General features: G+C 56.0%; 14 protein-coding genes. All 14 read right to left on the reverse strand.

What is annotated here, in order from left to right; genetic code table 11:
• Positions 1 to 26: 26 nt before the first annotated feature.
• On the reverse strand, positions 27 to 815 hold the full coding sequence (locus tag ACWNMW_RS00460) for a F0F1 ATP synthase subunit delta (protein ID WP_448751128.1): 789 nt from the start codon (positions 813 to 815) through the stop codon (positions 27 to 29).
• Complete coding sequence (locus ACWNMW_RS00465; protein WP_449489673.1) at positions 815 to 1,378, reverse strand: F0F1 ATP synthase subunit B; 564 nt, start codon at positions 1,376 to 1,378, stop codon at positions 815 to 817. Before ACWNMW_RS00465 ends, ACWNMW_RS00460 begins: the two co-directional genes overlap by 1 nt.
• A complete protein-coding gene (atpE, locus tag ACWNMW_RS00470) occupies positions 1,378 to 1,581 on the reverse strand; it encodes an ATP synthase F0 subunit C (protein ID WP_009409252.1) in 204 nt (67 codons plus the stop codon). Before atpE ends, ACWNMW_RS00465 begins: the two co-directional genes overlap by 1 nt.
• Before the next feature lie 48 nt (positions 1,582 to 1,629).
• The gene (gene atpB / locus ACWNMW_RS00475) at positions 1,630 to 2,517 is read right to left on the reverse strand and encodes a F0F1 ATP synthase subunit A (protein WP_314212353.1); all 888 of its coding nucleotides are present in this window, start codon (positions 2,515 to 2,517) and stop codon (positions 1,630 to 1,632) included.
• 98 nt (positions 2,518 to 2,615) lie between these two features.
• Entirely contained in the window at positions 2,616 to 3,047 is a 432-nt protein-coding gene (locus tag ACWNMW_RS00480) for a hypothetical protein (protein ID WP_072455502.1), read from the reverse strand.
• The gene (locus ACWNMW_RS00485; protein ID WP_052040910.1) at positions 3,044 to 4,177 is read right to left on the reverse strand and encodes a glycosyltransferase family 4 protein; all 1,134 of its coding nucleotides are present in this window, start codon (positions 4,175 to 4,177) and stop codon (positions 3,044 to 3,046) included. Before ACWNMW_RS00485 ends, ACWNMW_RS00480 begins: the two co-directional genes overlap by 4 nt.
• A 19-nt stretch (positions 4,178 to 4,196) precedes the next feature.
• Positions 4,197 to 4,841, reverse strand: coding sequence for an L-threonylcarbamoyladenylate synthase (locus tag ACWNMW_RS00490; RefSeq protein ID WP_449489674.1), 645 nt, complete (start codon positions 4,839 to 4,841; stop codon positions 4,197 to 4,199).
• Positions 4,842 to 4,847: 6 nt separating this feature from the next.
• Positions 4,848 to 5,717: a N5-glutamine methyltransferase family protein gene (locus ACWNMW_RS00495; protein WP_449489675.1), complete on the reverse strand. Its 870-nt coding sequence runs from the start codon at positions 5,715 to 5,717 to the stop codon at positions 4,848 to 4,850.
• On the reverse strand, positions 5,714 to 6,814 hold the full coding sequence (gene prfA / locus ACWNMW_RS00500; protein ID WP_449489676.1) for a peptide chain release factor 1: 1,101 nt from the start codon (positions 6,812 to 6,814) through the stop codon (positions 5,714 to 5,716). Before prfA ends, ACWNMW_RS00495 begins: the two co-directional genes overlap by 4 nt.
• 88 nt (positions 6,815 to 6,902) lie before the next feature.
• Positions 6,903 to 7,124 (reverse strand): 50S ribosomal protein L31, encoded by a 222-nt coding sequence (rpmE, locus tag ACWNMW_RS00505; protein WP_034502888.1) that lies wholly within the window; start codon positions 7,122 to 7,124, stop codon positions 6,903 to 6,905.
• A 203-nt stretch (positions 7,125 to 7,327) separates the two neighbouring features.
• Entirely contained in the window at positions 7,328 to 9,001 is a 1,674-nt protein-coding gene (locus tag ACWNMW_RS00510) for a DUF5129 domain-containing protein (protein WP_449489677.1), read from the reverse strand.
• Positions 9,002 to 9,107: 106 nt separating this feature from the next.
• Positions 9,108 to 10,763: a transcription termination factor Rho gene (gene rho / locus ACWNMW_RS00515; protein WP_449489972.1), complete on the reverse strand. Its 1,656-nt coding sequence runs from the start codon at positions 10,761 to 10,763 to the stop codon at positions 9,108 to 9,110.
• A 254-nt stretch (positions 10,764 to 11,017) separates the two neighbouring features.
• Positions 11,018 to 11,983, reverse strand: a complete 966-nt coding sequence (gene thrB / locus ACWNMW_RS00520; RefSeq protein ID WP_449489678.1) for a homoserine kinase — start codon at positions 11,981 to 11,983, stop codon at positions 11,018 to 11,020.
• A 20-nt stretch (positions 11,984 to 12,003) separates the two neighbouring features.
• Entirely contained in the window at positions 12,004 to 13,305 is a 1,302-nt protein-coding gene (locus ACWNMW_RS00525; RefSeq protein WP_449489679.1) for a homoserine dehydrogenase, read from the reverse strand.
• Positions 13,306 to 13,563 lie beyond the last annotated feature (258 nt).

Below are 13,563 nucleotides of genomic sequence, written 5' to 3' on the forward strand. Positions count from 1 at the left end.
TCTATCTATTCCTCGAACACATCGGGCTAACCGACGATCGAACGTTTCAAAGCACCGACCCGCGTGGCCAGTGATGCGTCGACGCGCTCTGTCCCCATTCGGACGACGAGGCCGCCGAGCAGATCCGGACGCAAAGTGTAGGTTGCAGAGACCGGGCTTCCCAGTTTCTTCTCGAGAATCTTTTCAAGACGATTCTTCTGATCGTCGCGTAGCTCTTGAGCCGATTCAACGAAAACGAAGCGCCGACCTGATAGCTCCGCAGCGCGGGCAGCGAGGCCTCGTAGCTTCTCCAAGAGGTGGCCGTGAGAGGCTCGCCCAACGCTGCGGCGCAGAAGGCGCATAGTTGGACGGTTCACTACGCCGCCGAAAACCCGCTGCGCCAAGTCAGCACGTCCCTTGGGCGACAGAGCCGACAAATTAGACAGCTCGTTTCGCAGATCGCGATGAGACTGGAGGAAAACAGCAATTGCAACCAATTGTGCTTCCGTCTCTTCAAGGACCCCGTCAAGCTGAGCATTGAGCAGGACTGCATCGCAACCCGCATCTTCAATCTTCAGCACAATGTCACGCGGACGAGACCAGTGTCCCTGCCCCAGGTCATGCAGACACTGAAGCGAAACTTCACCCACGACAGGGCCGAAAAGACGGTCAATAAGAGAGTCTTTGTCGGTCTGGCTCCGCGCGGGATCGGTCAGGGCGCGCTGAACGGAAGAGTGTGTGCGAAGAAAATCCGCAACACCAAATAGATCTTCCGCAAGCGCCATGCGGTCACCATTCACCTGCGTCAGGCGTTCGCGTAACTGCTCAGGAGTCATCAGTTCACACCGCCAACGGGAGTCTCTTCAGCCTCAAGCTCATCAAGGAAACGATCGACCACACGCGCCGTGAGATCGGTGTTCTCCAGATGCTCGCCCACCAGCTTTTCAGCAAGCTCACTTGCAAGAAGACCCACGTCACTACGAAGCGAAATTTGAGCAGCCTGACGTTCGGCAAGAATCTGGCGCTGAGCGGCATCTTGCACGCGCTGAGCCTCTACCTGCGCATCAAGACGTGCCTGTGCCACGATCTGTTGGGCCTGAGCACGTGCATCTTCACGGATCTGGTGAGCCTCAGCCTGAGCATCGCGAAGCATCTCGTCTTTCTTACGCGAAGCAAGAGAGAGATCTTCACGAGCTTTCTCAGCGTTATCGAGGCCTTCCTGAATGGCGTCGCGCCGCTGGTCGATCATGGAGTAGATCCGCGGCAACGCATACAGACCAACGACCAAGAGGATGATCAGAAGAATCAGCGCTGACCAGAAAATCTCATAAAGAGGCGGCAGAACAACGCCAATTCCTCCGACCGATCCCTCGGACATAGGAATAAGCTGTGCGAACATCAGACGATGAAGGGCAGAACGAAGCCGATCAGGCCAAGAGCCTCAGCAAGTGCTGCACCAATAATCATGTTGGTGAAGAGCCTACCGGCGATCTCAGGCTGGCGTGCGGTTGCTTCCTGGGTCTTTCCCACGAGGAGGCCAATACCAATACCAGGGCCAATCGCAGCCAGGCCGTAGCCGATGTAGGCAAGGGATCCGGTCATTTTTCTTTCCTTTTCCTTTGGTGAATCAGTCGAAGGCGCAAGAAGCCTTTAGTGTTCTTCGACTGAAAGCTTGATGTAGACCGCTGTCAGCATCGCGAAAATGTACGCCTGCAAGACAGCGACGAAAATTTCAAAGAGCGTCGCCGCAACCGCGCCAGCTCCGGTTAAGAGGGCACCAGTCTGTTTCATACCGGCAGCGATGAGAAGATTCGACGTTCCAAAATAGGTCAGCGCAAGAAGCAGGTGCCCTGAAATCATGTTGCACAGAAGACGAATAGCCAAGGTTGCGGGACGAACAATAAAAGTCGAGAAGAACTCGATGGGGGTGATGAGGAAGTAGATCGGCCAGGGCAATCCCTTGGGGAAAAGCTGCGACTTGAAGAAATGAAAGAAGCCGTACTGTTTAATTCCGGCGCCCACGAATGAGACGTAGGCGATGACGGCGAAAACAATCGGCACAGCCATTACGGAGGATGCGGCAATGTTCATTCCGGGGATAATTCCCTGGATATTCATAAAAAGAACACCGAAGAAAACAACACCGATAAAGGCAGCCCAACGACGACCTCGTCCTTCACCCAGCATCGCGACGGAAATACCATTGCGAACAAACTCGGCTGCCATTTCGAGGAGAACCTGTCCCCGCCCCGGCATGAGCTTGACGCTGCGCGCACCGAGCCAGAAAACCAAGCACAGTGTAATTCCAGCGACCACGCGCACCAGTGTCAGCCGGTTGAACTGGAAGAGCGTACCCTCACCGAAAAATGCATCGGGGAAGAAATCATGGATACCGGGAGCGTGAGGTGCCTGCGTTACCGCAGGCACGAAGGTCAGAACAACGATGAGAGCAACAACACCGATTAAAACCATGTACCACAGGGGCATGACCAAACGGCGCTGCGCGGTTTTCTCTTCGCCGAGAACTGTCGCTTCCACGTGTTTCACTTCCTCACTAGGGTCAACCCGGTCTAGTGTAGCCCAGCTAGTTGCATTGATGAAGTTATACGTCCAGAGATTGTCCTCTGAAAGATCCCTCAGTCTCTTTCCTCGTTATGCGAAGTGCTCTCAGTTCGAGAGTCCCCACGCATAATGCGCGAAAAAGTAACGCCAAGGAAGATGAACACGAGGAAATGCTCGCAAATGAGAACAAGTCCAACGACGATCGCCGAGACACCCCAGGCTTTGCTCAGGAATAGCCCAATAATGAGGACAAGAAAAGTCCCTCCCATATGAGCCCAAACCCATGCGGAACGATTGAGAGAGTCGGCACAGATCATGTTGCGAACGCAGGTTGTTGTGACCGCACCAAGAACGATCATGCAGCCAGAAAGAAGAAGGCTCATGCGTCCCCACCCCGCGTACAGGGCCCAACCCAGAGCAACACCAGCACCGATGAGGATGAGGAACCCCAAGCGTCGAACAGCTTGAAGAAGCTCTTCGCTTCGAGCCTGCAATAAGTCAGTCATTGTGTCTTCCTTCTTTCTCGTCTGCGCCGAGGCCCGCGGCCAAATAACAGGGAATAGGTCGGGAACTCCGATGCGGTGAAACGCATTCCGATGAAAAGCGCAGGGAGGGTACACAATGCGACGACCCTCCAGTCATACGTCAAGAGAGCAACGGGAGGGAAAGCAACCAAAGCCGTCCACATCCACAAAATTGCCACAACGCCGCGGTGCGAGTGGCCTCGTTCAAGCAATCGGTCATGAAAGTGGGAACGGTCTGCGTGGAAGGGGCTCTTTCCTCGGAGCATTCGTCGAACACTGGTCACGACGAGGTCGCCGATGGGTACGAGGATGACGGAGATCGGCAATAGCAATGGAAGCAAGGAGACGATGAGTTGCTGACTGCCCAGAAGCGAGGGGTCAACCTGGCCCGTGACGATGATGCCAGCGGAAGCAAGCACAAGACCCATTGTTTCTGAGCCGCCGCCCATCATGATCGACGAGGGATGGTAATTAAACCAGAGGAACCCCAGGCAGACTCCCACCAAAGTGATGACCGCCAATGAAGCGGTGGTCGCATAGGAGGCAGCTCCCATGATGCGGGTGAGCACGTAGGAATAGACGAAAAATGCAGCAGCTCCAATGCCAACGATTCCCGCGGCAAGACCGTCCAAGCCGTCAATAAAGTTCACCGCATTCATGATGCCGACGATCAGAAGAACAGTGAGCATCAGTGACAGACGCGAGGATCCAATCGTCAGACCAAAAATGGGGAAACTGACCATTTGGACACCGTTGAAAGCCATCGATCCCGCAATGAGAATCTGCCCCGACAGCTTCGTCATCCAGTCAAGTTCTACGACATCGTCGACGACGCCAAGGGCGCACATCGCACATGCCCCGCCGACAACGGCCCATGCCGCGTTCGTTTCAAAAAGCGGTGCCATGTAGGGAATGCGCGCGCTAATAAGCATTGTGATGACCAAAGCAATGGTGATCGCAATGCCTCCAAGGCGAGGAATCGGCGCAGCCTGGATATCGCGGCTTCGCAGTTTAGGGACGATCCCCCATTTCAGGCATGCCCAGCGCACGAGTGGAGTCAACAGGACCGTCAATGCGGCCGCGACAACCATCAGCAGGACATAGACCTTCACGGCGTCGATGTCTCCTCCCTCAGCGCGTTCCGGGCTGGTATCCCAGCACAGTAGCAATATCTTTGAGGGCCCATGCGCCTTCGCGCAGCAGTGTCGCATCCCCATGCGCACAATCGATGATTGTTGAGGGAACACCACTCTTGGTCGGCCCTGAATCCACGTAACAGTCTACAGTGCCACTGAAATATCCACGTGCTTCTTCCACATTGGTCGCGGGAGGCTGCCCCGTGAGGTTCGCGGAAGTAACTGCCATAGGACCGACACTACTCAAGAGCTCGCACACGGCCTCGTGAGCGGGCATGCGCAAAGCAACAGTTCCACCGGTTTGTCCCAGATCCCAGTCAACACTCGGATTGGCTTGAACGATCACGGTCAGTGCCCCCGGCCAAAATGTTTCCATGAGCCGAATAGCGTCTGCGCTCAAATCAGTCGAGACCTCGTATGCCTGCTCGACAGAGGCGAGCAGCACCGGCGGGGGCATGGTTTCATTCCGACCTTTCGCGGCAAGCAGCGCGCGAACTGAGTCATGGTTATCCGCACGCACTCCGATCCCGTAGACGGTATCTGTAGGGAGAACAACAAGGTCTCCGTTGGCAATTCGCGAACTCACAAAGGCGAGATCAGCCGGATCCCATCCCATGCGACAATCAAGGATATGCTCCACCGTTTTCTACTCTCCTTCGGTATATCGAGCGAACAAAAAGCGTGGGACGCCAGCTAAATCACTGAGGGTTCGGACCTGAGTGAAGCCGCACTCACGCGCATATTCCCTCAAGGTCTGGGCTTGCGACGCCGAGTGCTCCATGGCTAAAAGGCCGTCTTTCACCAGCAAATCACGGCAACGGTCAATCAGTAGCTTGGGGATCTGTGTACCATCGTCCCCTCCCCCATAGAGCGCCACGGCCGGGTCACGCTGCGCTTCAGGCTGAGTCGGTGCCTCGTAGGGCGGAACGTACGGGGGATTCGTGACGAGAAGCGCAACTTTCCCGCCCAGTTCCTTGAGCGTCGAGGCTTGGGTTGCGTCCCCATTGACGAGGCCGACGCTGGCGTGGGCGTGCGCGGCAACATTGCGCTGCGCGTAGGACAACGCGGAGGGATCCACTTCAACTGCAGTCACGTGATGTTTTCCCTCGAGGCTCAAAGAAAGCGCAATTGCCGCCGATCCGCTGCACAGATCAACCCATTCCCCCGCTGGAATCCCTTCCTTCGAAATCAGCTCCAGAACGTGTTCAATGAGCATTTCTGTTTCGGGGCGAACGGTGAAGACCCCCTCGCCCGCGTCAAGCTCGAGTCCTCGAAAATACATCTGGCCAGTGACATGGGAACGAGGGATACGGCGCGCTCGCTTCATGACGGCAGTGCGGTAGCTGGCCTCGGCGATGGGAGGGACCTCAAGGGGTGCGCGAAGGAGAGAATCCACGCCCAGTGCCCACGCGAGAAGGTAGCGGGCCTCGGCTGCAGGTGAAGCTCCCCCACTGTCAGTTGAGAGCTCCTTAAGCTGAGCGCTCCCCCAAGTGAGAAGCTCAGATTGAGTACTCATACATGTGCATCTGCAGATGCGAGGCGCTCGGCCTCGTCTGCGCTTTGGAGAGAAGCAATCACGGGATCAAGCGCGCCATCGAGAACCTGATCAAGGTTGTAGGCCTTAAAACCACTACGGTGGTCGGCGATGCGGTTCTCCGGGAAATTGTAGGTACGGACGCGTTCGGATCGGTCGACGGTGCGCACCTGGGAAAGACGCTGCGCAGAGGCTTCAGCTTCACGCTTGGCTTTGGCTTCAGCAGCCAATCGCGAGGCAAGAACACGCAGTGCTGCTTCTTTATTTTGCAGCTGCGATTTCTCGTTCTGCATGGAGACGACGATTCCCGAAGGAAGGTGGGTGATACGCACCGCGGAATCGGTTGTGTTCACCGACTGACCGCCGGGGCCCGATGAACGGTAGACATCGATTCGCAAGTCATTGGGGTCGATAACAATTTCGTCATCGACTTCAAGTTCGGGCATGACGAAGACACCGGCAGCGCTGGTATGGACGCGTCCCTGTGATTCGGTTACGGGAACGCGCTGGACTCGGTGCACTCCCCCTTCGTACTTCAGGTGTGCCCACACGCCTTCATCGGGAGTGGGGTTACCGCTTGCTCGCAGGGCAAGTGTAATTTCCTTATACCCACCCAATTCGGTGTAGGTGGCAGATAGCTCGCTTGCCTTCCAGCCCTTCGAATCCGCATAGCGCAGATACATTCTGGCAAGGTCAGCGGCAAAAAGCGCAGATTCTTCGCCACCTTCGCCAGCCTTGATTTCCAAGATCACGTCGCAGGCATCATCGGGATCTCGTGGAGCAAGAATCGAGAGGAGATGTTCGTGCGCAGACTTTTCTTCCTCTTCGAGCGCGGGGATTTCCTCCGCGAAAGAAGGATCATCTTCAGCGAGTTCTTGTGCTGCTTGAAGATCATCTTGCGCATGGCTGAGCTGATCGGCTGCTGCTTTAATGCGAGAAAGTTCAGCGTAGCGGCGGGAAACCTGCTTGAGCAGTGATGGGGAGGAAAGGACTTCAGGATCAGACATTCGCGTTTCAAGCTCTGTATATTCCTCGAGCAACGCATCTAATGCGGAGAATTCTTCTCCGAGAGCACTCATGACTGATCCTTCCCTAGACCTGATTCAAGGGTAGCTGTTGACACACGTCGGCGCCGACGACATCGTGTCGCCGGCGCCGACTGCGAGCTCACTTGGAGGGGCGCACGCGCTTTCCGTAACGCGCCTCGAAACGGGCGACACGGCCGCCGGTGTCAAGAATCTTCTGCTTGCCGGTGTAGAACGGGTGGCAAGCCGAGCACACGTCCACGCGCATCTCACCGGAGGTGAGGGTGGAACGGGTGTGGAACGTGTTACCGCACGTGCAGGTCACGACGGTGTCCACGTATTCGGGGTGAATGCCCTTCTTCATGGATATATCTCCTGGATCGTTTGGTGCCCCGGGTCCGAATCGCAGTGCCCATCGCATCTGGCGATGAGTCACCTTCCACTGAAAATCAGCGGGACGAAGCGGTGAAGCGGAAGCCGACATGACATTATGCCATGTCCTCCCCCATGATTGCCACGCTCAGACCATTCGCTGAGCGTGAAATGGGCAATGTTTGGGCGGCGCGTTCAGAAGGACGAGGACGAGCCCGAACCGGAGAAGCCTCCGCCTGAACTTCCATAGCTTCCATCACTGGAATCACTGCTGTGCGTCCAGGTGTGAGCCGTGTTGTAGGTGTGCTGTTGGTACCACATCGACTGGTAAATATACGTATCCGATTCCCATCCGGGCATGCGGTAGCTTCCAAAAGCTATGGATTTCAGAGTGTCCGCACTCACCCCCGCGCTCTGGGTATTCAGGCGAATGGTTGAGGAAGGATCATAGGTATGAAGGGTGCCATTCAGGCGATACGAGCCCTTGTAACCGACCGTTGCGGCGCCATCGGATTCGTCCTGCATCGTTTCCCATTTCTCGTAGCGTTCTTGCCCGAGTTTGGTGGTATCAGCTTTGAGCGATGCCACGACGACACCTTTGACCCAATTTCGAGTTTCATTCGCAATACGATCAAGTGTTTCCAAAGCGTTCACGGGGGTAACCGCGCCCTGACCGATTTGGTCCTTGAGCTGGACGATGAGTGCCTGCTGATCAACGATCCAACGGAGGATCTCTTCTTGGCCTCGCATTGCGTCGGGGGTTCCCATTTCTTTGCTCACCGAGGTGACGAGTTCCCCAAGCGCAGTCAGGTCCTCAATGACCGGGCCGATTTCCTTCATCCAAGCGTCGACCCATCCACTGCCGAGGTTAAAGAACTCAGAGGCAGAGAAAACTGTGTCATCAGTTGAATCCATTGAGCTGGTCAAACTGAGGAGAGTATCGGTTTTGTCCTTAAGAACAGCGCTGAAGTACTCCCAGAAACGGGGGGTTCCAATTTCCGCCCATTTCTCTTGAGCGATGCGGAAATTCGCTTCATATTCGGTGTAGCGCAGCTCAAGTTCATCGTGATACTTGCCGCTATCACCGATTAAAGCAAAAGCTCGCTCGGCTCGATTGTGGTCCGCCTGCACGTTTTCCCAATGCTCGCGCGCCTGACGCAAGTTACGACGCGATTCGCGACGGAGCTTGAAGCCCTTCCATACGGTGACCAGACCTAAGAAAGAGACAAACCATGCGGGCCCAGGAGGAAGCTCTCCATCATATGTACTATTTCCATTCGCGTCTGGAACGTAGCGCGCCGCTTCTTTTGCAGCTTCGACCATTCCCGCACTCCAGCGCCCGGCCCGGAAATCATCTTTGGCGGCTTCTTGGATCTTGTCTTGTTTACTGCTGGATACCTTGGTGTCTTCCCCAAAGTACGTACCCACTTTTCGATAGCTCGGCGATACCGCGAGGATCACCAGGCCGTCAGCCCACTTGTTTCCGCTTGCCGAGAGCCATTCTTTATGAGAACTTCGCGCGTAGTTCAAGACCGCTTCATTGAAGTTACCAGTGGGCACAGTGTCGGTGGATAGAACCACAAGCTTCACCGGCTGCTTGAAGGGCACCTGCCCGAGCGCGCTTTGAAGACTCTGCCCGTTGATAGCGCCAAAGCTTGAGGTCTGATCATAGATTTCAACATTGGGATAGTACTGGTTAGCAGCACGCGCGGTTGAAATACTCGACATGACAATCGGGAAGAGCCACACAGCCGGAACAGAGAGCATGACGAGCAGCCCGCAAAGCATTCGCATCATGCCGCGCCGCGCAGTTGCCTTCTTCTTGCCTGAGGGGTCGTCTCGAACAATCACTTGAGGCGTATCAGCCATAACCATCCCATTTCGTTGTCAACTAGTAGCAGAATAGTGACCTTGCCAAGGCAGAACAAATGGGGCGAAAGACCGTCTAGTCTTTCGCCCCACTCGTCGCTTATCTTCAGTCTGCGGAAGGAACTTGCTTTTGAACCAGCATGAGGAATTCCGCATTCGATTGCGTTTCCTTCAAACGATCCAAAACCGCTTCCAACGCACTTTGCTGATCCAAGGTGCCCAGAACTCGACGCAGTTTCCACATGATGCGCAGTTCTTCGGGCTTGAGCAGCATCTCTTCGCGACGGGTTCCCGAAGCGTTGATATCAATAGCCGGGAAGATTCGGCGGTCAGCGAGCTGACGCGAGAGGCGCAGTTCCATGTTGCCTGTGCCCTTAAACTCTTCGAAGATCACTTCATCCATCTTCGAACCGGTCTCAACCAGTGCCGAGGCAATAATGGTCAGCGATCCGCCTTCGCGCAGATTGCGCGCTCCACCAAAGAACTTCTTCGGGGGGTACAGCGCAGAGGCGTCAACACCACCGGAGAGAATACGACCCGAGGCCGGTGCCGCAAGATTGTAGGCACGAGAAAGCCTGGTGATGGAGTCAAGAAGAACGACGACATCTTGGCCGAGTTCGACCAGACGCTTGGCTCTCTCGATCGCCAGTTCAGCAACGATTGCGTGATCCGATGCCGGGCGGTCGAAGGTCGATGCAATGACCTCACCCTTGACGATGGAACGCATATCGGTCACTTCTTCAGGGCGCTCATCAACCAAAACAACCATGAGGTGAACCTCGGGGTTGTTCAGCTCGATTGCCTTGGCGATCTGCTGGATGACCATGGTCTTACCGGCCTTCGGCGGCGAGACAATCAAGCCACGCTGGCCCTTACCAATGGGAGCAACCAAATCAATGACGCGAGGGGTATAAGCCTTAGCAGAGGTCTCCATGCGCAGCTGCTGATCGGGGTAGATCGGGGTGAGCTTGGAAAACTCACGACGAGCCTGTGCATCCTCAATGCTCATACCGTTGACGGAGTCAACGCGAACCAGCGCGTTGTACTTCTGGCGCTGACGCTCTCCCTCACGAGGCTGACGGACGGCGCCTGCGACCGCGTCACCGGGGCGCAGGCCCCAACGACGGACATTGCCGAGGGTGACATAAACATCGTTCGGACCCGGCAAATAACCCGAGGTGCGCACGAAAGCATGGTTTTCTTGAACGTCCAAGATGCCCGCGATCGGTGCAAGATTCTCTTCCGAGGCCGAAGCTTGCGCTGCAGCTTCACGGCGTTCGCCTCGTTCACCGCGGTCGCCACGTTCGCGACGGGATTCGCGGCCTTCTCGACCACGGCCACGACGACGCCCTTCGCGATCGCGACGCGAGCGCTCACGGGATTCAGGATCGTCGCTATCGGGGAGCGAAATTTCAATGTGCTGGCTGGGTGCCGATTCTTCCTCTTCACGCTGAGCGGGGGCAGGAAGATCCAGGGTGACGGTCGGAGGCTCAGCCGCTTCACTGGAGACGACGCGGCGACGGCGACTCTTACGCGGAAGGCTTGCTTCACGCGAAGAACGTTCTTCGGAAGCGCTTTCCTGCACCGAGGCCTCGGGGAGTTCGATACTCACCTGCGGGGCTTCGCTGGCCTCCTCACGTGCCGCGCGGCGACGACGCGGGGCGGAAGCTTCTGGACTGCTGCTTTGGGCAGTGCTAATTGCCTCGATGAGCTGGGGCTTGCGCATGGCAGAAACGCCCTTGAGGCCCAATTCAGTGGCCATAGCTTTGAGTTCCACCAACTTCAGTCGCGAAAGTTCGCGCTCTTGGGTGGTCACATCGTTGCTCAACTGATAATCCTCACATGCATGGCCCATTCAAAGGCCAGGTGAACTTCTCAATCAACATGAGATCAATAAAAAGACACATTCCAACAGGAATATGGAAGAGCGAAGGATTTCCTTCAGTGCGATAGTAGCAAGTCGCTCAGGTTTTCTCACTACTTTTCGCGGCAGAGTTCTTCAGTCTGCGCGCTAAATCACACAAACACTCGCCCATCGTCAATCTTTGAAAGATTACCCCGAGTAATCTGCACACCAGACTTCGCCAGTTTGAGAGGCAAAACCTTCCAACCAGCAGCCTGAGCATCAGCCTGGACCTTCGGATCAATACTTTCCAAACTGAGAACTGTCGGCCCAGCCCCCGAAATAACAGCCGCTTTACCCGCACCGCGAAGCCACGTAACCAGAGCGTGCGAAGGTTGCATGGATTGACGACGATAGTCCTGATGGAGGCGGTCTTCTGTCGCGGCCATGAGCAAGTCATGCACATCATGTCCTGCACCGATCACGCGCGTCTGCCCTCCCAAGACGGCGGCCAAAATCCCAGCCCTTGAAAGATTGAATTTCGCATCGGTGAAAGGAACCTGCTCAGGCAAAACAGCCCGCGCCTTCGAAGTCGCTAGCTCGAAGTCAGGAATAAAAGCGACGGGGTCAATGGGAGATTCTCCCGACAAATGCACCATTCCGGGCGCCCCATCATCATCCATCCACGACACCGTGACGCCACCCGAAATAGCGGGTGCAACATTATCGGGATGACCTTCAATTTCCGTTGCGATTGCAAGAATATCTTCAGCGGTTAGCGCCTCGGGATCGCCAATAAGGGCGCGCGCAAGCCCAAGCCCAGCAACAATTGCCGACGCAGAAGAACCTAGGCCTCGGGAATGAGGGATACGGTTCGTGCAGTGCATCTGGATCCCGACCTGAGCAACCCCAGCGGCTTCAAGTCCCATTCGAAGCGAGCGAACAACCAAATGGTCTTCGCCCTCGTCAAGGACCCCGGCCCCCTCACCCTCGATCGCGACATGCGTCGGACCTGCGGTGGCGTGGACACTGACCTGATCCCACAGATCTAAGGCAAGACCGAAAGAATCAAAACCCGGTCCGAGATTCGCCGAAGTTGCCGGAACACGAACAGCAACGAAGTCTTGGGTGATACGCATGGAGGGTCACTTTCCAGATTTTAGATATCCAGCATGGGGAAGATTACGGGCGGAGTGAGCACGTCACACGCACTTTGAAGGGCATCGACGAGGCCATGGGCACGGTCTCTCGAAACAGACTGAGTGCGTAACGTGACGATTTGCTCCCCTTCAGTATCACCCCTGACGACATCGAGACTGCACAGCGACACTTCACGGGAGGCACAAACGGCCGCAATCGTTTCGTACACACTAGCGCCCTGGCGCACGCCGAGACGAATAATAAAAGGCGAAGCAACGCTCCATTCAGAGGCGAGGACAACATCACTTTCCTCTTCGAGGCGCAGCGCCCCCTGACCATCAACGCGGTCACGAGCGGCGGAAACAATGTCCCCCAGAACTGCCGAGGCCGTCGGGTAACCACCCGCACCCAAACCGAGGAAGGCGAGCGTGCCGGCAGCTTCAGCCTCAACATAGACACCGTTTGCGGGACCATGAAGCGAGGCAAAGGCATGGTCGGAAGGAACGAAGGTCGGTTCCACTCCAAGAGCTAATACCTGCTCCCCTGCTTCAACCCTGAGTTGCGCACGCGCCACAAGCTTGACCACACATCCAAGCTCGGCAGCAAAAGCGATGTCCTTGGTCGACAAAGTCGTAATACCCTGCCTCGGAACAGAATCAACACTGACCCAGCGGCCGAAAGACAAGGAGGACATGATCGCGCACTTTGCCGAGGCGTCGTAGCCTTCAACGTCTGCACTGGGATCCGCTTCAGCGAAGCCGAGCTCTTGCGCCTGAGCCAAGGCCTCGTTGTAGTCAGCACCACGCGTCGTCATCGCATCGAGAATGAAGTTCGTCGTACCATTCACGACTCCCGCAATCTGACGCACGCGATCTCCGCGTAGCGAGCTGGAGAGTGCATGGATCACGGGAATTGCACCCGCGACCGAGGCCTCGAAATACAAGCGAGTATTGGCCTGACGAGCAGCTTCAAAAAGCTCTGGACCACGCGAGGCAATCAATGCCTTGTTTCCTGTAACAACAGCACTTCCATTGCGCAGGGCAGCCATCACATAGTCAAAGGCGGGTTCAACCCCACCGATCAATTCGACAACAATGTCTTTTCCATCGATCACCGCATAAGGATCCGTTGACAAAAGTTCCGAGGCGATGGGGAAAGTGCGCTTGGCCTCGAGGCGACGAACGAGCACAGATTCGACATCGAGACGCACCCCTAAGCGTCGCTCGTATTCATCCGCCCACTGGTCGAGCAAATGAATAACGTGGCCACCCACCGTTCCTGCTCCCAGGACACCAATACGAATCGGCGTAGCTGCGCTCATTTTTCCCCCTGCATCAGGTGTCACGCACGCATCAATGCGGACTTTTCTTTCCTTGAACTGTGACGAGTCTACTGTGCCAAGCTCTCCCCTACGGGTTTCAACAAGCACTTTGAGATACGCAACTTTCAACCACTTCAGGTTAGGGACTTTTGTCCTATACTTGTAGTGACCGGAGCGACAAAAGTCCCAGATTGTTAGACACCACATATAGGCGAAAGGCGCATAAAGATGCTGTCCGGGCATCAAGTGAGGGACACT

Source organism: Actinomyces sp. Marseille-QA0893 (assembly GCF_976954355.1).

Bases quoted from the DNA above. Each gene is read 5' to 3' on its own strand.
- ACWNMW_RS00460 (WP_448751128.1), bottom strand. From the start codon at position 815: ATGACTCCTGAGCAGTTACGCGAACGCCTGACGCAGGTGAATGGTGAC.
- ACWNMW_RS00465 (WP_449489673.1), bottom strand. From the start codon at position 1,378: ATGTTCGCACAGCTTATTCCTATGTCCGAGGGATCGGTCGGAGGAATT.
- atpE (WP_009409252.1), bottom strand. From the start codon at position 1,581: ATGACCGGATCCCTTGCCTACATCGGCTACGGCCTGGCTGCGATTGGC.
- ACWNMW_RS00480 (WP_072455502.1), bottom strand. From the start codon at position 3,047: ATGACTGACTTATTGCAGGCTCGAAGCGAAGAGCTTCTTCAAGCTGTT.
- ACWNMW_RS00495 (WP_449489675.1), bottom strand. From the start codon at position 5,717: ATGAGTACTCAATCTGAGCTTCTCACTTGGGGGAGCGCTCAGCTTAAG.
- prfA (WP_449489676.1), bottom strand. From the start codon at position 6,814: ATGAGTGCTCTCGGAGAAGAATTCTCCGCATTAGATGCGTTGCTCGAG.
- rpmE (WP_034502888.1), bottom strand. From the start codon at position 7,124: ATGAAGAAGGGCATTCACCCCGAATACGTGGACACCGTCGTGACCTGC.
- ACWNMW_RS00510 (WP_449489677.1), bottom strand. From the start codon at position 9,001: ATGGCTGATACGCCTCAAGTGATTGTTCGAGACGACCCCTCAGGCAAG.
- rho (WP_449489972.1), bottom strand. From the start codon at position 10,763: ATGGCCACTGAATTGGGCCTCAAGGGCGTTTCTGCCATGCGCAAGCCC.
- thrB (WP_449489678.1), bottom strand. From the start codon at position 11,983: ATGCGTATCACCCAAGACTTCGTTGCTGTTCGTGTTCCGGCAACTTCG.
- ACWNMW_RS00525 (WP_449489679.1), bottom strand. From the start codon at position 13,305: ATGAGCGCAGCTACGCCGATTCGTATTGGTGTCCTGGGAGCAGGAACG.